The sequence below is a fragment of the Thalassobacterium maritimum genome, from assembly GCF_031127805.1.
Lineage (GTDB): Bacteria > Verrucomicrobiota > Verrucomicrobiia > Opitutales > Coraliomargaritaceae > Thalassobacterium > Thalassobacterium maritimum.
Genome location: NZ_JARXHW010000019.1, coordinates 59,155 through 80,282, shown reverse-complemented (window position 1 = coordinate 80,282; position 21,128 = coordinate 59,155). Strand labels below are relative to the sequence as shown.

The following is a 21,128-nucleotide window of genomic DNA, read 5'->3' as shown; positions in this document are numbered from 1 at the left end:
AGGTGCGGAGACCTGCGATCCCGGGGAATGACTCTGATTCCGTGCGTGCAGAGCAGGTGCGGAGACCTGCGATCCCGGGGGAATGACTCTGATTCGAACATGTTCGAGCTAAGAGTCTTCAACGCTTTTGCTAGGCTGTGTAAGCGACGGTGGATCAGTTCGCTAGGTCCGCCTAGGATCCCGAGCTCTCCCAGTTATTCAATATTGGACGTTGGATGTTGAACGTTCGACGTTCTCCCTGTCTCGACGTTCTCCCTGTCTTGTGGACTAGACGTTTGATTGGGGCTGCGAAGTGGGGCTAGCTTTTGATTTGTTTTGTAATACTATCTGCGAGTTGTTCGAGGCGCTTTTCGGAGACTTTTTGTGCGGTGCCGAGCTCCTGGGCGTAGATGGATACTTTGAACTCTTCGAGTAGCATGCGGTAGGGCTTGACGCGTGGGGCCTGTGTTTTTTGGGCGAGGGCTTCGAGTGCTTTGAGTTTGGCTTCGAAGGGAGCGACGCGTTGGGACTTTTCGATATCGCGCTGGATGCTTTCTTTGGCGCGCTGGGCGCGACGCATCATGGCTTTGAGGTAGCGGGTGATGTGGGCTAGCTCATCAAAGTCGTAGTGGTCGAGGAGGTCGATGGGGGCGATTTGTTCTAGGTGGGCGCGCATGCCGGGGTAGATGATGGCTTGGCTGGTCTTTTTCTGTTCTAAGAGTAGGGTGACGGCTTCGCGGGCTTCGAGGGTGGCTCGAAGGCGGTCTACAAAGCGCATGATGATGCCTTTCGAGGCGCTTTGGGCGTGTTGCAGGGTGTTCTGAAACTTGGCTTGGCGTAGGGGGAGGCAGTTGTCTGTTTGAAACAAATGGCGCCGCAAGTGTGCCCATGCGGGATCTTTGATACGGTCGTAGCCGCCGAGGTGCACGAGTAAGATGCCGAGCTTTTTGAGTTCTTTGAGGTCGCGGCGTAGCCATGCGATCTCGCGGCCCATGCTTTGCTCGGCGAGTGCGGGCCAGGCTTTTTCAGTTTGCTGGCGTGCTTGGTCGCGGTCGGGGTAGAGCCGGAGGTGTATGTGTTGAGCTTCGCTGTGGAGTGCGGGGTAGGCTTTGAGGGGGAGTCCGGACTCGCCGCTGAGGTCGATGCACTCGGGGAGGTCTCCGAAGTTCCATTCGCTTAAATTCTCGCGTTCGTATTGTGCGGCGGCGTTTTGCCAGGCGGGTATGGCATCGAGTCCATTGCCAGCAGCGGTTTGTTGGCTCTTGGATTGAAGCTGTTTTCGCAGGGTGTCGAGGTCGCGGCTTTGGGCCAGGGCATCGCCCTTGGTATTTTCAACTTGAATACGTGGCTTAAGGTGTGGGGGCAGCTGTGCTTTGTGCCATTGGTCTTTATAGGTTTCGATGCCGTAGCCGCTGCGCAGGAGCTCGCTGAGTTGTTCGGTGAGTGGGCGCTCGCTGGGCTTGAGCTTCGATTTGAGCTCGCTGGCGCGTTCTTTGAGTGGGTGTAGGCGGATACGAATTTGTTTGGGCAGGGCACGCAGTAAGCATTCGATCTTTTCTTCGAGGTGGCCGGGCACGGCCCAGTCGAGGGTGCCTTGTTGGATGGCATCGACTTGTGCGAGTGGTATGCGGAGTGTGACACCGTCTTCTTCGTTGCCCGGCTCGTTGCGATAGTGGAGGGGGATTTCGCTGCCGCCGAGCTGGAGTGCGCGCGGAAAGTCTTCGGTGGCGATGCCGCTGTCGTCGGGCGGTAGTAGGTCGTCTTCGTGGGCTTTAAGAAAGTCCATCGAGCCGCCGTGGTGTTTTTTGGCGTAGCTGCGCAATTCGGCGAAGGAGCCGATCCCTTCGAGTTGGCGGCGATAAAAGGCGAATAGATTGTCCTCGACCCAGAAGGCCGAGCCAGTGCGGCGGCGGGCGAGTTCGGACTCGGCGGCTTGCTGGACTTGGGCGTTGTGCTCAAAAAATTTGGGGCGCTCCTTAATGCCGCCTTCGATGAGGCCGTTGCGGATAAAGATGTCGGTCGCTTCGTCGGGGGCGATGCGGCTGTAGCTGACCTGACTGCGTTTAATTTCTAAGCCGAAGAGTATACGGCGCTCTTTACACAGCACGGCGGCGCCTTTGCTGCTCCAGAAGGGCTCGGAGTGCCGGATGGAGAGTAGGTCGCCGGCGAGTTGTTCGATCCACTCGACTTCGATCTTGGCTGCGGTGCGGGCAAAGAGGCGACTGGTCTCCATCCATTCGCCGCAGACGATCCATTCGGGTGCCTTGGTTTTTATGGGCTTTGGTTTGGTCTTTTTGGCGTAGGCGGCTTTGCGTTGTTTTTTGGCGGTTTCGTGGTCGAAGAGTGCGGAACCGGGGAAGAGTAGAGCCTTGCGATTGCGAGGGCCGCGGTAGTTGTGGGCTTCTTCTTTGTGGGCGATGTTACTGAGCAGACCCGTTAGAATGGATTTATGAATGGCTGCGTAACTTAATTCTGTCGGGGAGTGGGGGGTGGAGCGTGGGGAGTGGGGAGTCTTTTGGGGGGACTTGCTGCCGCGGCGCTCTTTAAGGATTCGCTCCAGTTGGTGGTGGATGTCGCGCCACTCTCGCATGCGCTGGTAGGCGAGGAAGTGACTTTTGCAGAATTTGCGGAGTTTGTTTTGCGATAGGCTGTCTAACTTTTCGTGGTAGCTGTTCCAAATGTTGAGTAGGGTGAGGAAGTCGGACTCGGGGTGGGTGAATTGCTTGTGCATTTCGTCTGCCTCTTTGGCCAGTTCAGCGGGGCGCTCACGAGGGTCTTGGATGGAGAGGCCGGCTGCGATGACGAGCACTTCGGGCAGTGCATGCTCGCGCTGTGCTTGGAGTAGCATGCGCGCGACGGTGGGGTCGACGGGCAGTTGTGCGAGTCGGCGACCGAGTTTAGTCAGGCGGTAGGCGTCTGGATCGGGGCTGCGTTCGTCTGCTTGAACGGCGCCGAGCTCAGCGAGTAGGCGATAGCCGCCGACGATGGCATTTTCAGCGGGAGGATCGATGAAGGGGAAGCTGCGAATGTCGCCCAAGCGGAAGGCCATCATGCGCAGAATGACCGATGCCAGGTTGGCGCGATGAATCTCGGGCGTGGTGTAGCGGGGGCGTGCGAGAAAGTCTTGTTCTTCGTAGAGGCGGTAGCAGATACCGTTGCTGACGCGGCCGCAGCGGCCTTGGCGCTGGTTGGCGCTGGACTGTGCGATTGGTTCGATCGGGAGCCGTTGGGTACGTGAATGTGGGCTGTAACGGCTGACGCGTGCGAGTCCGGTATCGACGACATAGCGGATGCCGGGCACGGTGAGCGAGGTTTCGGCAATATTGGTGGAGAGTATAATGCGACGGCGTCCACCGGGATGAAAAATGCGCTGCTGGTCAGCGTTGGCGAGGCGTCCGAAGAGTGGTAGTAAATCGCACTGCCGAGCGGGCGTTTTTTCTAATTCACGGCGGAGCTCATGGATGTCGCGTTCGCCGGGAAGGAAGACTAAAATGTCGCCTTCGCGATTGTGATCGATGATCTCGCAGATGACTTCGCTGGCGGCGTCAATGTAATCGCCCTCATCGTTGTCGGCGGGGGGGCGGTAAAATGTATCCACCGGATACATACGGCCAGAGACTTCAATAATCGGGGCATTATCAAAGGCCTTGGCAAAACTCGCAGTATCGATGGTGGCCGAGGTGATGATAATTTTTAGGTCTTTGCGACGCTCGCTGAGTTGGCGCAGGCAGCCTAGGATGAAGTCGATATTGAGACTACGCTCGTGCGCTTCATCGATCACAATGGCTTCGTAGGCGCGTAGCATCGGGTCGTCTTGCAGCTCGTTGAGCAGGATGCCATCGGTCATGACCTTGATGACGGTGTGCGCTTGAGTCTGATCGGTGAAACGAATTTTAGCACCGACTTCGTGCCCGTATTGCACGCCTAGTTCCTCGGCGATACGTTGAGCGACTGAGAGTGCGGCGACGCGGCGCGGTTGAGTGCAGCCGAGGAAGCCTTTTTTTCCGAGGCCGCATTCCAGTAGGAATTTGGGGATCTGGGTTGTTTTACCCGATCCCGTTTCGCCGGCGATGACGACGACTTGATTGTCGCGGATGGTGCGCACTATCTCCTCCCGCCGCTGATGGATCGGGAGCTCTTCGGAGTAGCTCGGAACTGGAAGGCTGCGTTCGGTCATAGAGTTCGAGTGCGATTATTGTGCGAACCAGCGTAGCAAGCGTGCGCGGATGGCGGCGTCGTCGTGCTCATTGCCGGCTAAATCGAAGTGAGCGGCTTGGCGGATAAAGAGCTCTTTGGGGCCGGCTAGACTGTTATAGACGCAGAATTGGCCTGGGGGCGGTACTGCAGGATCGAAGGTGGCGGCGGCCACAACTACTGGAATCTGGATATATTTAGCGGCGACGGCGGCATCAAAATACTGTAGCACTTCGAGCACTTGGGTGTGGCCCTCTTGGTAGTGCTTTTGTACGGATTCCCCACTGCCACAGCAAGGGAGTTGGACGCGTAGGGGGTGATTGCCAAAACTAGGAATGTTGAGATAGGCTTTTTTGAAGCGTGAGTCCCATGGGAGCATGAGTGCTCCGATGCCACCACCGAAACTGCCACCGAGGTAATCGACTTGGTTGGTGGTTTGTGGGTAAAGGCTTTCTAAGACAGAAGCTGCGAGCCAGTAATCCACTACGCTGCCTAGGTGGGAGTAGCTTTCTTTGGCTTCGATGCCGACCATTACGTGGCGATGTCCATCGCCGGGGTAATCAGGGTGCGGAGAGAGTTGGAAGCCGCGAACGCAGGGGTAGATGCATACGGCATGTTTGATGGGTTCGTTGAAGCCGGGGGCGTCGCGACCGCCATAGCCATGTCCGACGACTACGGCGCGCTCAACAGGCTCGGACTTTGGCACGGTGATCCATGCGCCGATGCGGACACCTTGCCAGGAGTCGTAGTTTACTTGATAAAGATGAAAGTCCGGGTGGGGGCTTTCGATCTGAGACTGCTGGATATTGAGTGGGATCTGCCGCGCCTGTGTATAGGTCTCTTGCCAAAAGTTTTTGAAATCGTCGGGTTCGGCGGGGGCGGTGACTTGCAGCAAATCTTCGAGCGTGTAGCCGTATGTGGGGTCGAAAGGAAAATCGTGTGTTATCATTGGTCTGAAATGATAGGCATGCTTTTTGAGGGAAATCCATCATCAATCATGATAAATTTTGCGACATTGGCGTGTTGCGAATAGAGTCGGGGCTGGATGAGTCGGTATTGTATGCCCCCAAAAAAAGCGCAACCCAGAGGGTTGCGCTTAAGTTTTGCGCTTTGTGAATCTCAAAAATGTGATTAACTTGCGACCGCTTGTTTACGTTTGCTCAATTGACGGTAGAAGTTCGCGCCGTGAATCTCACGCATTTTATTGCGGCGATGCTCGACGGCGAGTTTGAAGGCCTTCTTCTCTCCGTATTTTTTGATTGAGAACGAAGTGCATTTTTGCACTCCAGGTTCTGGACGCCAGCTGACGGAGTAGCACTCGTGCTTTGTTCCGTTTGGTCCGATCTTGGTGGTGCGTGAAACGCCTAATTCCCCTGTGGTATTGCGGGAATCAGAGACAACAATGCGGCGTTGACGTGGTTTTTTTGGAATTGCTTCCAGTTCTTCATTCAGCTCATCGCGATAGGCTTTGGCTAGCTTTTGTGCTTTGCCTTTGCCACCGCATTTGCGATCGCTGAATAATTTTGAGTAGGTTTTTCCGTTGCGATAACCGCGAACGAACCAACCGTGAGTCGAACCAGAGTCGATTCGACTTATTCCTTTGTTTGCTTTTGAACGTGCCATGATATGTGTGTGTGTGTGTGTGTAGGAATGTAACCAATTTGCATCGGAAACACTCCCGAGGTTAAAATTTGGCTACTAAATTAGTAATTACAAACAAAAACACATTTTGCAAATCGCTAACGCTTCTTTTATTAATAGCGGCTCATTCGACAGTTAAATTGTCGTGCTGTGACTTATTTTACTGTTCCAACCACTGAGCGAAAGCTTCGTCGTTATGTAGCTCGCAATCACTCTGATACTCGGGGGCAAGTTCGATCAGGTAACTCGTTTCTGAAAAACGTTTGCAGTGGAGTAGCACGCGCGCGGACTGTCCGGGTGCCCGCACAATACGGCCGAGCGCTTGGTGAATGCGACGCATGGCTGGGCGTATGTAAACGTCGCGAAAGGCATCTTCCCGTGAGAAGCTGGCGTGGTTTTCAATACGAGTTTTTTGTATTAAATTGACCTCTGGCAGGGCAGGTCCGACGATCATGATGTGGTCGACGACGCCACCAAGTTGATCGATGCCTTCGGCGAAGCTGCTGCCTAGGATTAGGAACAAAACATCTGATGTTAATAAACATTCTGCGATGAATGAAGACTGTTCTGAAAGGTCGAGCCCGCGGGTTTGGCGTTGCACGCGTAAGCTCGGATCGAGTGCTTCGAGGTAGGCTTGGATGTTTTCGGCATATTGATAGGATGCAAAAAATACGGCAATGGGGGTGCCGGGACTGTGATAGCTAAATTGTGCCACGGTGCGCGCAGTGGCTTCGTAATAGCGTTCGCGGCTGCGTAGTCGGGTGTCGATGCGGCAGTCGATGGCAACTTGATAGGCGTCATCGCGCCAAGGTGCCTGTGCTTGAGCGATGGTGACGGATTGCTGACTGAGGCCGCAGCTTTCGCGAAAATGATCGAAGGGAGCAAGGGTGGCCGACATCATCACAGTGCCTGCGAAGGGCGCGAGGCAGTTGGCGATCCAATTACTGGCGTCGAGGCAGGTGGCGCTTAAGCGTCCGGGCTGTGGAGTCCAGTGGAGAAATTGGTGCGTGGGTGCGGCAAAAGTTTCGGCTAGGCGTGGGATGGACCAGATGAGTTGCAGGGCGAAGGGGGCGGTGGCTTGGTAATCGAAGGCGGCCGATTGGAGTTGATCGGCGAAGTCTTCGCAGAGGTCCTGTCCCATGTAGAGCTGGTTTCCGTTTAGGGGCTGATCGGCGCTGAGGCTGTCGATCCAGCGGCACAGCTCATTCGCGGTGGCGAGCAATCGACGCGGAGCGCCGTGCTGGCGTAACTCTTCGATCGCAAACAAGAGGTCTGCGCTGGAGAGTTCGACACTTAGGCTATCGGCCGTTCGATCAGGTAGGTTGTGCGCTTCGTCTATGATTAATAGGGTGCGTTGCGGGTCGAAGCCGAGCGCATCCATAAACACAGAACGACTGTCGGGGGCGAATACATAGTTACTGTCACCGATCCAAATTTCTGCATAGGGCAGGCAGGCTTTGGTGAGGCTGTAGGGGCAGATGCCAGTTTCGGCGCCGATTTCTTTGGCGCGTGAGAGTTCGAAGGTGCCGTCTATAAATAGTTCGGATGGCTTGAGTGCGGCCTCTTGCCAATGTTGCCCGATCTCGGCATCGCAAGTTTCATCGCCGCTGCAGCTGTGTCGCTCGCTATCGATTCGGTGTTCGTGGCGATTGCGCATTTGTATGTAGCGCATGTCGTGGCCGATCATTTTTTTGAGCTGGCGGATGGTTTCCAGCTGCCCGGTCGATTTACTGCTGAGGTAGATGCAGCGATCGTAGAGGCCGTCTTGCATGTGTTTGAGTGCATGCTCGAGGATAATGCCTGTTTTACCAAAGCCGGTGGGGGCCTGTGTGAGTACGACTTTGGCCTGCAGGGCGGCTTGATGTAAAGTGTGAAACAGTTCTGCTTGGCCTGGACGCAGGGATTCAAAGGCGGGGTGAACGGTGCTGTGGCGTAAGCGGTTGAGGCTCGCGTGTCGTTCATCGAGGAAGGGCAGTAATTGCTCGATCTGCTGTTCGAAAAGAGCGTGTTCGGGTGCCTGTAAGAGTACGGTTTGCTGGGCGCCGTTCTCGATATTAATAAATAGCACCTCGGCGCTGATCGACCGTTCGCAGTATTCGGGCAGCACTTGCAGCATCGCTCGGTAGATGGCGGCCTGTGCAAAATACTCCGGGTAGTCTGCGATCAATGCTTCGTCGGGTGCCGGCAGGGGACTGCGGATGGTTTTTACTTCTCTGATTCGCAGGCCCTGAGGGGCTGGCAGCAATTGGTCGATGCGGCCATTGATTTTAAAGAGCCAGTTACGTTCTTGCCAATTGGCGCTGACGCTCAGTTCGAATTGTGCGTCTGGGTGTGTGGCATGGCTAGTGGCTTCAGCGCTTTTGTGCCATTGTTGACCGACGGCGGCTCGCCAGGGGCTATGACCATGGCCACGTGTGCCTGCTTGGTTTCGGAACAGCGCCAATTCGCGTGCGCTCAATTGCACGCTGCGTTGCATCGGGTCGATCTGCATTAATTTTTTACGGTCGGGCGCTGGCGCAAAGTGGGAGAGATGTGCTCTGGCATGAAAAAGGAAACCTCGTTGAGATCCTGATTGATAGTCATTTGTTCCACTTGAATGTATCCGAAGGGGGCGTTTTGCGCCAGTAATTGAATATAAGAAGGAATTAAGATGCCATCGACTGGTTTAAATTGGCTCGCCTGATAGTCCATGGCTTCTGTTACGCCTGCGATTTTTCCCTGGCCGCCCCAGCGGGTGAGGAGTGACTTTTCCTGGTCGAAGTAAAACCAGCTGTGAATATTGGCCTTCCCATATCCCTTGATCATATGGGCGGGGCGTCCAGCGACGAGAGCGGTGCCTTGGTATTTGAACTCGTAGTCGGCTCGTTTGGGCAGGGTAAAGGGCTGAAGCAGCCAGCGTTGATTGGCGAAGTGCTGCGCGTCGACTCCGGTATAGCTATGAGCTGTTTGCTGCTTGGGCTCTAAGACCTGAGTCCAAGTTTGCAGGCCATCGTGAACATAGAGGACACGGTGTTTACGACCCAGGTGGGTCCAACTGTAGGTGAGGCGGCGTTTGCCATCGCTGGTTTCGATTAAGTGAAATTGGCGCTCAAGGGTGGACTCTTTAATACGACCTTGGGCGACGACATTGAGTAGCGGGGGCTGCGCTTGGAGTGCGCCAGTGACCGTTAAGTAGTTCTTTATGAGCTGCGCGCTGGCGCTGTCGGTTTGCGCGGGGCGTGTGTCGGCACCTGCGGGGGCTTGGGGCTGCCTAGACTCGCTTTGGGCAAATATGAGTAGAGGAGCCATCATCAGCCAAACGAGATGGCTGGTGCTTTGGTGTAAAATAGACTTTGGGATTTTCATGAAGTGAGGACCCATACTCACTGGCTTTTTATAAATCACAACTTGTTTTAATCTTACGAGAGATTCTAGTCACCTGGGTGGATTCGGGCCTCTTTGAGATTTAATATACAGACTATTTTGACTGAATGATTCAGTGGTGCCAGCTGGGTGTCGCTCAGTAGTCGGTGAAATAGCTGGAAAAAAGGGTTGCTTCGCGGAGCGAAGCACCTACTTTCCGCTGCTTTTTCCGAAACCATCAACAAAAGTTTAGTCATGCCCAGAGAGCACATCATCTTAGAATGCACCGAAGCCCGCGCCGAGGGGAAACCTGTATCACGCTACATGTCCACACGCGACAAGAAGCTACAGCCCGATCGCGTTGAGAAGAAGAAATACAACAAGTTTCTTCGTCGCCACACGCTGCACCGCGAAATCAAGGGGTAATTTCCTACTGTCTTGATTGGCTCAATGAGCGTCAATTTTTCTAAACCCGCCCACGTGGCGGGTTTTTTGTTGGCTGAATAGTATTGTCAACTGCGCTTCGATGCGAAGGCTGGCGGCTTAGTCCGAGTCATGAACAAAACAAATTTCTTTAACAGCCTATTAGCGACGCTGCGCGAGGAAGCGCTCAATGCCGTGAATGCCTCTAAGGATGCAGCGTCTTACGCGACGAATGAAGAATCGCGTGCGGAGTCGCAGTGGGATACGCAGGGGTTGGAGGCTTCATACTTAGCAGCTGGGCAGGCTGGACAGGCTCGACAATGGGCGGATGCGATTGAGGAACTGCAGTCCGAGCGCGAAGAGCTGTTGCAGCCGAAGACTCAAGTATCCTTTGGCGCACTCTTTTGTTGTGATTTTGGGGGCTTCGAGGAGCATTTCTTTTTTGCAGGAACGGCTGGGGGGCAAGTTATAAAGATGGAATCGTACGAAGTGACAGTGATTACGGCGCAATCCCCCTTGGCGGGGCGTCTATTAGGCCGTCGTGCAGGGGATTCTTTTCGTTTGCCGAATGGTTCTAGCGGGCAGGTCTTGACGGTTGAGTGATTCTACATCCATCTGTTGGATGGTATGAAGATTTACACTTATAAAAACTGCGGTACTTGTAAAAAGGCGACTCGATGGCTGGATGCGCAGGGCATCTCTTATGAGGAATACCCCATTCGCGAGACGCCGCCAACAGTTGCGGAGCTGGAGCAAATGCTACAGTATCAATCTGGTGAGCTGCGCAAATTATTCAACACGGCTGGCGGTGATTACCGGGAGCTCAATATGAAAGAGAAGTTGCCTAGTATGTCACAGACCCAGGCGCTGGGACTGCTGGCGAGCCGAGGCAATTTAGTCAAGCGTCCCTTCGTGCTAGGCGAGGGCTTCGGCTTGGTCGGGTTTAAAGAAGCCTTGTGGGCAGAGACCTTGGGCTAAGTGGGCAGCAGTTTCACAGCGATTTACATTTTAGAAGCAAATAATATATATGAGTGCCATTGAAGATTTAATTAAAACTGTAGCTGCCTTGCGCGAGCCGGAGACCGGCTGCCCTTGGGATATTGAGCAAGATCACCAATCGATTGCTGAATGCTTAGTCGACGAGTGCTGTGAGCTCTTGCAGACGATCGACCGTCTCGACATGGACCACATGGAAGAGGAGTTGGGGGATGTTTTACTGCAAGTCGTGATGCATGCGCAGATGGCACAAGAGGCAGGGCAGTTCGACTTTGAGAGCGTGTGCCGTGAGGTCAATGAGAAGCTCGTGCGCCGGCACCCACATGTATTTGGACAGGGAGACTTAAGCTCCTCGGAGGCAGTTCTCGTGCAGTGGGATCAGATCAAGGCTACAGAGCGTAAACGAGGTCCCGCGCAGTCGGGCAAATTCAAGGATCTGCCCAATCAACTGCCTGCCTTGATGTATGCGAAGGATGTATATAAGCAGATTCAGAAACAGCAGATGCTCGCTGAAACTGTGATCGATCAAGTGGCGATTGATGCAGCCGCGGACAGTATCGACGAAGCGAGTTTGGGTAAACAGCTCTTTGAGATTGCTGCAGCTTGCCGTGCCAAGGGGATCGACCCCGAGTCTGCGCTGCGTCGCTATACCCAGAATGTTGTTGATACCCTCGAGCAGGTCTGAGCCTTGGGCGTGTGATGGAGTTTATTAGTGCGAGTGGGCAGCGCGTGCCCGTTGAGGTGAGTCGTCGCAAGGGGACGCGACACCTGCGCTTGCGACTCGGGCATCAGAATCAAGTGCTGGCCTCAGTGCCCTGGCAGACCAGCGACCGCAATGTAGCTCGTTTTATAGAGAAGCAACGCGAGTGGCTGGATGCGCAACTGGTTAAAGTGCCCCCGGTCGTAACACTCACGGAGTGGCTCGCGCAGCACCCGCGGATGACGGCGAGTGGCGATGTTTTGGAAGTTAGGATCGAGTCTAGCACGCGACGGCGGGCCGATTACTGTTTCGATGCCGGAGGGGCGGTCTTGGTGCTGCGCTTGCCCGTGGTGGATGAGGCCTCCTTGCTGCAATTGACGCGCCGCTTTGCGAAAGATGCGCTGCATTGCCGCGTGGCTTATCACGCCAAGCGCCTACAGCTTGAATATGGCGCTATCTCTGTGCGGGACCAATCGAGTCGCTGGGGCTCTTGTTCCAGTCGGCGCGGCCTCTCACTCAATTGGCGTTTAGTCTTAGTCGCACCCGAGCTACAGGATTATGTGCTGCTGCACGAGCTGGCGCACCTGACCGAAATGAATCATGGGCCGCGGTTTTGGGCTTTGCTGGATGCTTATGACCCATTGCGCGTCGCACATGAAGCCGCGCTTGATGCCTGTGGTGCCGAGTTGATGCGAGTGGGGCGTTCTTGAAAAAGTGGAGCATTAGGCTTTTTTATAGATTCTGTCACTTAGCCTTGCACACTAGGGGATAGACTCTACTAATTTCGCAATTGTTTACTTGTTACTAAGCATCAAATCATGAATTCGACTGATCACCAAGGAATGTCATTCAGTGCATTGTTACTCGCGCTGACCACGGGTGTTTTTTCATGCATTGCAATCGCGACTGTTTTGATCGTGCTGGGGGTTACCGATATCGAGGCTTACGTGTTTGCTGGTTTGGGCGGGGTGACTGTCTCGTGCTTTGTATGGATTGAGCGCAGCTTGACTTCTCAGTTAAGAGAAAAAGAGCGCTTGCTCACGCTCGCAAAGGCATCGAGTTTGGAAGCTCAGAATCAACTTTATTCACGGTCCTTGGCATGTTTTGTACGCTTTGATGCGGGAAGCTTAATTATTGATCGAGCCAGCCCAGGGTTCGTTAAAATGCTTCGTATGCCGACAGATTCAGTGTTACGAGGGCAGCGCTTAGAAGAAGTGTTGGGGGTGAATCCTTTGAAGTTGGAGTCCGTTGTGGATTCGATCAAGCAGGGTGACGCTTCCGTTAAACAGCCTAAAATCGAAATGAAGAGTGCCGACGGTTTTTCGACCCATGCACTCTTGAGCGGGCAGTATTTCGAAAAGGAGCACGTGGTGGAAGCTGCTTTTTTCGTGCCGCCAGTTAAGAATGCTGAACGAGTGGCAGATCTAGAGGCTGCTCAAAAAGATTTGGATCGCTTCCGAAAAGGGATGTTTCGTCGCGAAACACGCATTCTCGAACTCAAAGAAGAGGTGAATTTACTCTGTCGAGAAGCAGGGGAGGCGCCGCGTTATAAAACAGATAATTCCTCGGATGATAGTAAGCTGGAATTGCCAGTTGAGCTGGTTGAATCGTTGCCTTTCGCTGCCGTGAGAAAGGGGAGTGGCCATTGAGCACTCAGGCACGTAGCATTGTGCGCATGGTATATCTGTATGCCGCGCTGCCGATTATCGCGGTCGTCGTCGTGATTGTCGGCTGGATGGTTTCCATTCGCTTTACTGAGTATATGGAAGAGCGCTCGGTGTTAATGGAGCAGCTTAATTCTATGGTTTCGAATGTTGATTTCAATCCGATCGAACACATCGACGAAATTGAGTTCATGCGAGAGGAGCGGACTAAAGCACATCAACAAGAGTTTTATCGCAGTATGGCGCTGGCCTTTGCGATTCTCCTGTTTGGTGTGACGGTGCCGTTAATGGCCACACGTTATTTTGTGCAACGCTTAGAGAGCAATTTAGATCTATTGAACGACCGATTGAGCAGTATTGGCACTGGCGGGTCGGCTCTGATGCCTCAGACTTTTGATTTTAAAGAGTTTGATCGCTTATCCGATACATTACGTACTATTACACGTAATCATGGGGAGACGGAGCAACGCTGGAAGCGTGCGGAGAAGGAATTAATCTCTGCTAATTCTGATTTAATTGAGCAGGCTGATGAACTTAAGAAAGGGCGCAAGGTTGCGCTCAGTATGATGGAGGATGCCGATAGTGCTCGAGAGGAATTAGAAATTGTGAATCAGCGTTTAAATCAAGTAATCGAACATGCGAAGCAATCAGCCTACGAAGCCGATAGCGCCAACCGCGCTAAAAGTGACTTTTTGGCGACTATGAGTCATGAAATACGCACGCCCCTGAACGGGATTATTGGCTTTGTTGAAATGCTCAATGATACCAATTTGGATGAAGAGCAAGATGACTACTTGGCTACGATCAAGACCAGTAGTGAGGCCTTGATGTCTTTAATCAACGATGTGCTCGATTTTTCCAAGGTGGAGTCCGGCAATCTTAATCTAGAGTCTCGGGATTTCGCCATCTTACCCGTGATTCGCGAGCTCAGCTCAATGTTCTTTTCGCAGGCGACTGAAAAGGGCTTAAGTTTAAATATTGATGTCGACGAAGACGTGCCACGTCGAATTCGTGGCGATGAAACCCGCTTGCGTCAGATCTTAACCAATCTCTTGTCAAACGCGATCAAGTTTACAGAAAAGGGGGAGGTCTCGCTGAGTGTGTGCACGCATGCTATTAATCTGGAAACGAATCTGGTGGATATTGAATTTGAAGTCCGTGACACGGGAATCGGGATGACTCGCGAGCAGCTCAGCCAGTTGTTTAAACCCTTTTCTCAAGGAGACAGCTCGACCACCCGAAAATATGGAGGCACTGGACTGGGCTTAGCGATTTGCAAGCGTCTGAGTGAAGCTATGGGAGGTAAAGCTTGGGCGACTAGTCTCCCTGGGGAAGGCTCTTGTTTCTTTAGTCGCGCCCAGTTTGAGATTGTTTCCTTGAAAGACTCGCGCCCACCGATTCCGATTCAGCCAAAAATAAAAAAGGCTGTTAGTGAAGATCAGCCGAAGCCGAAATTACTTGCCGACCAATTACCACTTCGAATTGCTGTCGCAGAGGATAATCTGGCCAATCAACGAGTGATTATGATTATGCTGCGTCGGCTTGGCTGGTCTGTGGATTTTGCTGACAATGGCGAGGAGTTATTAGATTTACTGCGCGAGCAAAATTATGACCTGATTTTTATGGACCTTCAAATGCCTATAATGGATGGCCTAGAGGCCACGCGCCAAATACGTCAAGGTGCGGCTGGTCAGCAGGCTCAGGGAGTTAAGATTGTTGCGTTGACTGCGAACGCTTTGGCGGGAGACGAAGCTCGCTGCCTAGATAATGGGATGAATGCCTATTTGAGCAAGCCGCTGCGTCTTAACATACTGAAGCAGACAATTCAAGATCTCTTCGAACAAGCCAAAGCATAGATCGATCCCTGTCCGCATCGTGTGTTCCACAGTGCGAGTTCGTGGTGCTTCTAGCTATGGAATCTTTACAAAGAGCAGCCGCGTGAAGTCTCGCAGTTAGGGCGCGCGACCAAGCCTTTGATCGGCTCATCTGGAAACAATTGTTCTGCACGTCCTCCTTCGATCAAGTGCTTATCGCAAATGGCATCCAGCTCTGATTTTGTGCGTGCGCGGCGCATGTCGTGTAGGAATTGACCGTCTGTATCCACTCCCAATCCGATGAAGTTTAGGAACTTCTTCATGTGATTGATATGATACTGCCCCTCTCGATTGGGACGACTGGTTGCGACGATCAGCTCCTCGATGTACTCGCGCACATCGCCGAGTTTTGGCTGGAAGATGGGCTGTCCGGCGAAGTGTTCACGGTGCTGACGAAAGATCCATGGGTTACGAATGCAAGAGCGGCCGATCATTACGCCGGCGCTGCCCGTTTGGTCGAGCACCCATTGCCCCTTCGCAACTGAAGTTACGTTGCCATTGGCCAATACCGGGCAGGGCACTCGCTCGGCAGCGCGCTTGATATATTCATAATGGACTTCGCTGCGGTAGGCTTCTTTCACCGTGCGCGCGTGTAAGCTTAGTAAGTCGACTTTGTGCTTCTCGATCAGGTCTAGGATCGTTTCAAAGTGTTGGTCACTGTCGAAACCGATGCGCATCTTAACGGTGAAGCGGCCCTGGATGGCGCCACGCAGGCAACTGAGCACTTCGTCGACTTTCGATGGCTCGCGCAGTAGACCGCCGCCGACATTTTTCTTATAAACTTTAGGGGCCGGGCAGCCCATATTGAGGTCGATGCCCGCCACCGGCAGCTGTGCGGTTTCAATCGCTGCGACGGTGCGCTCCAAGTCAGGTAAGCTTTCACCGATCAGCTGCGCGAAAACCGGGCGTCCCGTATTATGCTGACAGACCGCGTCGACGATGTGTTGCTCTAAAGTCGAGTGACCATGCACACGAAAATACTCCGTAAAGAGCAAGTCCGGCGCGCCATATTTGCCCAGCAGGCGCATGAAGGGGAGCGTCGTGACGTCCTGCATCGGAGCCAGCGCTGTCCATGGCTGCCCAGCTATCAGCGGTTCGGGGAGTGGCGTCATAGGTCGAGTTTACGAGTCTTGCTCAAGGATCTTGGCCAAGATCTCTGTCATATCATCCACTGCATCGATCACAGTTTGGGCGACATAGATTGGCTTGCCAGAGGCGAGCGCGAGAATCATGGAGTCGCTAGGGCGGGCATCGAGTTCGATGATCTTGTGTCCGAGCTCGTTTTCCATCGAGACGATTAGACGTGCGAAGAAAGTGCCTTGATCGACATGGTTGATCACAACGCGTTCCACCTCCGCGCCCAAGCCGTCCAACATGGTAAGCATCAGGTCGTGGGTGAGGGGGCGCTCGCCTTTGGCGCCATCCACCGCGCGTTGAATGGCATCGCCGATACCCTCGTCTACGTAAATGACAAAGGTCTTATCGTTGTTGCCGAGGAAGACGGCGCAACCACTGGAGGTTGGCATCACACCCTTGACGAGAACTGGAACGACTTGCTTATCCATCTAAAATTACATTCCTGGTAGGTTGGTGGGCAGGCCGCCTTGCTCATCGCCCATTTGTGCTTTCATCGCCTTCATCATTTTGCGCCCTTTACCACCACGCATCATCTTCATCATCTTCTGCATTTGATTAAACTGTTTCAGCAGGGCGTTGACATCGCGCACTTGCACACCCGAACCATTAGCGATGCGCTTGAGGCGACTGCCGCGTAATAGGCGTGGTTGACGGCGTTCCTGCACAGTCATCGAAAGAATGATGGCTTCTGTGCGGGCCATTTTCTTTTCTTCGTCTTCGCCGATTTCGACCCCACTCATGCCAGGCATCATGCCCACCAACGAGCCTAGCGAGCCCATCTTTTTGACCTGCTGCATCTGCGAGAGGAAGTCTTCCAAGTTGAAGTCCGCCTTGCGCATCTTTTCGGCCATGCGCTCCGCTTCGTCCTGATCAATCGTCTCTTGAGCTTTTTCGACCAGCGAGACCACGTCGCCCATACCCAGGATTCGGGAGGCCATACGGTCGGGGTGAAAGACGTCAAACTCGTCTGACTTTTCCCCGGTGCCCATAAACTTAATCGGCACATTGGAGATCGATTTCATCGAGAGTGCGGCACCCCCGCGGGCGTCACCATCGAGCTTAGTCAGAATGATCCCGGTGCAATTCACTGCCTCGTGGAAGTGTTTGGCCACATTGACCGCTTCTTGGCCCAGCGCGGCGTCGGCGACCAGCAGGATTTCATCCGGTTGCACTTCAGCCTTTAAGCGCTTGATTTCTTCGATCAAGTCCTCGTCGATTTGTAGCCGGCCCGCTGTATCAAAAATAATCAGGTTGGCATCGGCCTCTTTGGCCGCTTGCAGGCCGCGTATACCGATTTTCACGACATCCTTCTCTTCGCGGTCGCCGTAGAAGGTGCAGCCTTCGTTTTTGGCCAGCATTTCGAGTTGGTCGATCGCGGCCGGACGATACACATCGCAGGCGACCAGCGCGGGGCGGTAGTCACGCTTTTTGGCCATGTAGCGAGCCAGCTTACCACTACTGGTGGTCTTACCAGAGCCGTGCAGGCCGACCATCATGATGCGGAGCGGCTTTTTATCTTCCAGCTCGGTGGCGCCTTCGCCCAGTAGTTTGACCAATTCATCGTGGATGATCTTAATCACCTGTTGGCCGGGAGTGACCGACTTGAGCACTTCTTGGCCGACACATTGCTCCTTTACGGTAGCCACGAACTCGCGCGCGACTTTGAAATGCACATCTGCTGAGAGCAGGGCCTGACGCACCTCCTTGAGTGCCTCAGCCATGTTTTCTTCGCTCAGCTTGCCGACACCCCGCAAATTACGGAGTGCGCTGCCTAGTTTATCGGTTAAATTTTCTAACATAGTCTTTCTGTCAGTATTGCCTAAGTCTGTGCTCCCGAGCTGGCAACGGGAAAGTTTGCAAGATCGCTTGGACTGCTATATATTCTCGCTGTGGCTGAGTTGGACGAAGAGATCCTGGATTTTTTCAATCACCCGGTTACGAATGAGCGCCTCGGCAGGGTGCTCCACGGTATCCTCGTAGGACATGTAAGTGGTAAGCGGATTCGTTGCGAGTGTTGCGATTTGTTGGGCTGAAGCTTTGAGTGGGTAGACTTGGGTATGCTTGGGGAGCACTTGTATGCGTTCGCGATTATCGAGCACAGCGTGCCACATTTTTTTGAGGTCTCTCACTTCGTGGAGCGCGGGCGAGGAGTGTTTGCCGAGGGGGTCCAGGCCATATATTTTTAGAATAAGCTGATCTTGAGTGACTGTATCCATTTGCATGCGCTTACTGAGTGACTCGATTTTCTTCCAGGCATTGAGATAATCGGGGTCGAGTTCGACCGCATCTTGTAGGTGTTTGAGTGCTTCGGTTTCTCGCTCTTGGTAGTCGCGGAGATAGCCCATTAAATAGTGGACCTGAGGCACTTCGGCTTGGGTTAAGAGCATATTTTGGAAGATTTCTTCGGCGATCGACTGCGGCTGGTCTCCCTTGAAGACGCTCTCGCAGCCGAAGCAGTGGCTCTCCACACGGCCAAAGCTGGAGGGCATGAGTTCATAGGCCTTCTTATAGTGAACCATGGCTTCTTCGATTTGCCCTTTGTCGTAGAGTCTGACTGCGATACGAGATTGTATACAGTAAGCGTCTTGGAAGAATTCGAGCGAGCGTCGATAAGCTTCGATTGCAGTGGTATATAGACCCGCACTGTAAAAGCGGTCGGCATTTTCAGATAAGCGAATCGCTTTGAGCACATCTGCGAAAAAGTCAGCTTCTATAGTTTTGCCGCGCGCGAGTTTAATCTGGCGCATAACATCATACACGCGCATGCGATCGCCACGAGCTTGCTCGCCGTCGGAGGGGTCTGTGGCAATGGCTTTTTGGGCGGTGCGTTCGGCTTCGTCGATTTTGCCTTGATCCAGGAGGTGCTGCGCTTTCCAAATTAAGGGGCGTTCTTCAAATTGGTCGAGCTGATAGAGTTTGTCGAAATATTCGATCGCGTCGGCTCCTTTGATTTCTAAATACAAAGCGTAGGCAGGATCGTAACCGCTGGATTCACGTAGCGAGGCTGTTAGCGTGCGGGCCGCTTTGTCTGGCGCGCCCGTTTCGTGTAAGGCCTTGGCGACCAACCAGCCGAGTTTATAATTGTTGGAGGAACGGTCTGTTTCTTGGAGGATATTCGCGATGTCTGCAGTGCACCAGCGGCTCTCTTCATTGAGTAGCTTGAGCGCAGCAGGGTAATCTTCTTTTTGAATATGAATACCAAGCAGAATTGTTAACAGCGCTTGATAGCTGTCGGCATTTTCCGATCGAAAGGCGGTGAGTGTTGTGGCGTCGTTGCCGCCGTAGTAATCGTCAGATGCTTGTGCTTTTTTGTTTTTTGCAACCTGCGCTGTGCCGACTTGGTCCAGGCGGTCGAGTAGTTGGCGTGCTGTGGCTTCAGCCTCTTCGACTTTGCCGGCCTTAAGGTAGAGCTCGATCAGATTCTGATGTGAGTAGGTGTGGATACTTCCGTATTCACTTTCGAGTGGTGTGGCCTTCAACGCGATGACTGCAGCCTTCAGGCCAGATTCAACTAGCTCAGCTCGATCTAGCAGTAGACCGATTTCTACCAGATTTGAGGCGGATTCGAATTGAGCCTCGGCAGCCTCAGGGGCGCTCGCAGTTTCGGCCAATACGAGTTTTAGCGATGCGATGCCTGGCTCGGTCTCGCCTGCCGATAGGTGGGCAGAAGCCAGAAGCATGTGTTTTTCGATCACGGATTTCTGGTCGAGCTGGTCACTTCTGTTCTCAATCGCGTTGCGAACGTTCTCCAGCATCGCGTCGGTTTGGTTGAGCTCCGCTGAAAGTGCCATATACTCTTCCCATAAGTCGATTTGTGGGGAGCGGTGTAATAACTGATCTAAAAAAGCCCAGACTTGTTGGCTATAGCCCGCTTTAATCATAGAGCGGACAGCACCATAGGGCAGGTTCTCGGCCAGAGTTGGATGCGTTTGCATCAGTGTCATGGCATCGTCCGTTCGTGTCAGTGCGACTAAGCCCCAAAAATAGTAACCCAGTGCATTTTTTCGCGTATAATCGTGTTCCAAATCGCCTTGTAGTGGAAATTTGGCATGCATGGCTTCATAGAGTGGCACTTGATTGATTTCTTGCACCAGATCCCATTGCGCGACCGCGAGTTGTTCGATGTTTTCGAGTGCGAGCGCTTGTGCCAGACGTTTGGTTGCTTCAGCGTTCTGTATTTCTAGCTGGAGTGGAGCTTTTAGTGCGATCGTTATCAATCGGCGGGCTTCCTCTTCTCCGGCAAGGGTGACTAAGTCGGGCACCTGAATGCTTGGGATGTAGTTGGAATCATTTACACCATAGAGGGTCATTACATAGGTTTCGAGAACCGGATTATCTTCGACCGATTCCATTAACTCACTGGCGAGTGGGTATTTCTCCAATAGGGCGGTGTTTTTTGTTTGGTATTCGGTATAGATTGCTTGGGGATCTTCGGGTGTTTCCGTTTGAAAAGCCTTCATGTATTCTCGCAGAAGTTGTTGTTGCGCTTTTACGTAGGCCTGCAGTTCGAGCAGTGCTGCTGGATTGTTTACGCTAGCATGGATTGAATCTTCCTCTTGTGGTAAGTGTGAGTTAAGCGTCTGTTCGAAGTGTTGAAGGATGTCTGCCGATGGGAGCTCGATTGCAGTGTTGTAGAGCTCGTTTCTCAATTCGGAGACAGAGTCGAGGTGGTATTCGAGTGCCTCGTTGCTTGAGAAGGTCTTTTCTAGTTGGTCGAGTGTGCGCTGGGTGGCTTCCGGATGACCATCGAGGTAATTCAAGAGTAAGTGCATCAAGATTTCTTCGGCAGAGACATTGGATGCCTCTGCGAGTTGTTCCGCATAGTTTTCGCGGAGTTGCGTCCATTGCCCCGGTGCTGGAAGGGCCTTGAGCACATCGACCAGCTCTGGTTCGGGAGTTTGCGTTTGGGGGCGTGATTCCCATCGCTGGGGTTTGTCAGTTTGTTCGATGTAGCGGTTGGCAATCGTGTGCCATTCCGGGGTGCAGAATGCTGTGCTTAGTAGGGATAGCAGCAGGTAGGATAATCCGATTTTTTTGAGTCGCATGGGGAGCTTTGGCTAGTTGTATCGTCGCTTGTGGGCCGCGAATGTTGCGGTTTTTGCTATGAGGTTGATAAGCATTGGATGGTAAGACTTTGAGTCTGTCCATGAAAAAGGCCGCCCCGGTGAGAGGGCGGCC

At 53.2% G+C, this 21,128-nt stretch carries 16 protein-coding genes; 7 read left to right on the top strand and 9 right to left on the bottom strand.

From position 1 onward, the window contains the following. Positions 1 to 298: 298 nt before the first annotated feature. From hrpA to QEH52_RS09920, 5 genes are all read right to left on the bottom strand, one after another. The gene (gene hrpA / locus QEH52_RS09940) at positions 299 to 4,156 is read right to left on the bottom strand and encodes an ATP-dependent RNA helicase HrpA (protein WP_308950134.1); all 3,858 of its coding nucleotides are present in this window, start codon (positions 4,154 to 4,156) and stop codon (positions 299 to 301) included. A 15-nt stretch (positions 4,157 to 4,171) separates the two neighbouring features. After that, a complete protein-coding gene (locus QEH52_RS09935; RefSeq protein WP_308950132.1) occupies positions 4,172 to 5,122 on the bottom strand; it encodes an acetylxylan esterase in 951 nt (316 codons plus the stop codon). A gap of 182 nt (positions 5,123 to 5,304) precedes the next feature. Beyond that, positions 5,305 to 5,796, bottom strand: a complete 492-nt coding sequence (locus QEH52_RS09930; protein ID WP_308950130.1) for an AP2 domain-containing protein — start codon at positions 5,794 to 5,796, stop codon at positions 5,305 to 5,307. Positions 5,797 to 5,974: 178 nt separating this feature from the next. Continuing rightward, positions 5,975 to 8,416: an ATP-dependent DNA helicase gene (locus QEH52_RS09925; protein ID WP_308950136.1), complete on the bottom strand. Its 2,442-nt coding sequence runs from the start codon at positions 8,414 to 8,416 to the stop codon at positions 5,975 to 5,977. Continuing rightward, positions 8,305 to 9,159: a hypothetical protein gene (locus QEH52_RS09920; protein WP_308950128.1), complete on the bottom strand. Its 855-nt coding sequence runs from the start codon at positions 9,157 to 9,159 to the stop codon at positions 8,305 to 8,307. Before QEH52_RS09920 ends, QEH52_RS09925 begins: the two co-directional genes overlap by 112 nt. 252 nt (positions 9,160 to 9,411) lie before the next feature. Between QEH52_RS09920 and rpmG the strand changes: the two genes are divergently transcribed. From rpmG to QEH52_RS09885, 7 genes are all read left to right on the top strand, one after another. After that, positions 9,412 to 9,582: a 50S ribosomal protein L33 gene (gene rpmG / locus QEH52_RS09915; protein WP_308950126.1), complete on the top strand. Its 171-nt coding sequence runs from the start codon at positions 9,412 to 9,414 to the stop codon at positions 9,580 to 9,582. A 129-nt stretch (positions 9,583 to 9,711) separates the two neighbouring features. Then, a complete protein-coding gene (locus QEH52_RS09910; RefSeq protein ID WP_308950124.1) occupies positions 9,712 to 10,182 on the top strand; it encodes a hypothetical protein in 471 nt (156 codons plus the stop codon). A 24-nt stretch (positions 10,183 to 10,206) separates the two neighbouring features. After that, the gene (locus QEH52_RS09905) at positions 10,207 to 10,557 is read left to right on the top strand and encodes an arsenate reductase family protein (protein ID WP_308950123.1); all 351 of its coding nucleotides are present in this window, start codon (positions 10,207 to 10,209) and stop codon (positions 10,555 to 10,557) included. Between the two features lie 49 nt (positions 10,558 to 10,606). Next, entirely contained in the window at positions 10,607 to 11,260 is a 654-nt protein-coding gene (locus QEH52_RS09900) for a MazG family protein (protein ID WP_308950122.1), read from the top strand. A gap of 14 nt (positions 11,261 to 11,274) precedes the next feature. Next, the gene (locus QEH52_RS09895) at positions 11,275 to 11,985 is read left to right on the top strand and encodes a M48 family metallopeptidase (RefSeq protein ID WP_308950135.1); all 711 of its coding nucleotides are present in this window, start codon (positions 11,275 to 11,277) and stop codon (positions 11,983 to 11,985) included. A 108-nt stretch (positions 11,986 to 12,093) separates the two neighbouring features. Continuing rightward, positions 12,094 to 12,924, top strand: coding sequence for a hypothetical protein (locus QEH52_RS09890; RefSeq protein WP_308950120.1), 831 nt, complete (start codon positions 12,094 to 12,096; stop codon positions 12,922 to 12,924). Positions 12,925 to 12,950: 26 nt separating this feature from the next. Further along, positions 12,951 to 14,795 carry an ATP-binding protein gene (locus tag QEH52_RS09885; RefSeq protein ID WP_308950119.1) on the top strand — a complete coding sequence of 615 codons (1,845 nt, stop codon included), beginning with the start codon at positions 12,951 to 12,953 and terminating at the stop codon, positions 14,793 to 14,795. Positions 14,796 to 14,860: 65 nt separating this feature from the next. On the opposite strand, the gene QEH52_RS09880 is transcribed toward QEH52_RS09885, so the two are convergent. The 4 genes from QEH52_RS09880 to QEH52_RS09865 form a co-directional block, all read right to left on the bottom strand. Further along, positions 14,861 to 15,925 (bottom strand): tRNA dihydrouridine synthase, encoded by a 1,065-nt coding sequence (locus tag QEH52_RS09880; RefSeq protein ID WP_308950118.1) that lies wholly within the window; start codon positions 15,923 to 15,925, stop codon positions 14,861 to 14,863. A 9-nt stretch (positions 15,926 to 15,934) separates the two neighbouring features. After that, positions 15,935 to 16,378, bottom strand: a complete 444-nt coding sequence (locus QEH52_RS09875) for a bifunctional nuclease family protein (RefSeq protein WP_308950116.1) — start codon at positions 16,376 to 16,378, stop codon at positions 15,935 to 15,937. Between the two features lie 6 nt (positions 16,379 to 16,384). Then, complete coding sequence (ffh, locus tag QEH52_RS09870) at positions 16,385 to 17,749, bottom strand: signal recognition particle protein (RefSeq protein WP_308950115.1); 1,365 nt, start codon at positions 17,747 to 17,749, stop codon at positions 16,385 to 16,387. A gap of 75 nt (positions 17,750 to 17,824) precedes the next feature. Further along, the gene (locus QEH52_RS09865; protein WP_308950113.1) at positions 17,825 to 20,995 is read right to left on the bottom strand and encodes a tetratricopeptide repeat protein; all 3,171 of its coding nucleotides are present in this window, start codon (positions 20,993 to 20,995) and stop codon (positions 17,825 to 17,827) included. Positions 20,996 to 21,128: the final 133 nt, after the last annotated feature.

Excerpts from the sequence above, each read along its gene's own strand:
- QEH52_RS09880 (WP_308950118.1), bottom strand. The coding sequence starts at position 15,925 with ATGACGCCACTCCCCGAACCGCTGATAGCTGGGCAGCCATGGACAGCG.
- QEH52_RS09865 (WP_308950113.1), bottom strand. The coding sequence starts at position 20,995 with ATGCGACTCAAAAAAATCGGATTATCCTACCTGCTGCTATCCCTACTA.
- QEH52_RS09905 (WP_308950123.1), top strand. The coding sequence starts at position 10,207 with ATGAAGATTTACACTTATAAAAACTGCGGTACTTGTAAAAAGGCGACT.
- ffh (WP_308950115.1), bottom strand. The coding sequence starts at position 17,749 with ATGTTAGAAAATTTAACCGATAAACTAGGCAGCGCACTCCGTAATTTG.
- QEH52_RS09930 (WP_308950130.1), bottom strand. The coding sequence starts at position 5,796 with ATGGCACGTTCAAAAGCAAACAAAGGAATAAGTCGAATCGACTCTGGT.
- QEH52_RS09875 (WP_308950116.1), bottom strand. The coding sequence starts at position 16,378 with ATGGATAAGCAAGTCGTTCCAGTTCTCGTCAAGGGTGTGATGCCAACC.
- rpmG (WP_308950126.1), top strand. The coding sequence starts at position 9,412 with ATGCCCAGAGAGCACATCATCTTAGAATGCACCGAAGCCCGCGCCGAG.
- QEH52_RS09910 (WP_308950124.1), top strand. The coding sequence starts at position 9,712 with ATGAACAAAACAAATTTCTTTAACAGCCTATTAGCGACGCTGCGCGAG.
- QEH52_RS09890 (WP_308950120.1), top strand. The coding sequence starts at position 12,094 with ATGAATTCGACTGATCACCAAGGAATGTCATTCAGTGCATTGTTACTC.
- QEH52_RS09900 (WP_308950122.1), top strand. The coding sequence starts at position 10,607 with ATGAGTGCCATTGAAGATTTAATTAAAACTGTAGCTGCCTTGCGCGAG.
- QEH52_RS09920 (WP_308950128.1), bottom strand. The coding sequence starts at position 9,159 with ATGAAAATCCCAAAGTCTATTTTACACCAAAGCACCAGCCATCTCGTT.
- QEH52_RS09935 (WP_308950132.1), bottom strand. The coding sequence starts at position 5,122 with ATGATAACACACGATTTTCCTTTCGACCCCACATACGGCTACACGCTC.
- QEH52_RS09895 (WP_308950135.1), top strand. The coding sequence starts at position 11,275 with ATGGAGTTTATTAGTGCGAGTGGGCAGCGCGTGCCCGTTGAGGTGAGT.
- hrpA (WP_308950134.1), bottom strand. The coding sequence starts at position 4,156 with ATGACCGAACGCAGCCTTCCAGTTCCGAGCTACTCCGAAGAGCTCCCG.
- QEH52_RS09885 (WP_308950119.1), top strand. The coding sequence starts at position 12,951 with ATGGTATATCTGTATGCCGCGCTGCCGATTATCGCGGTCGTCGTCGTG.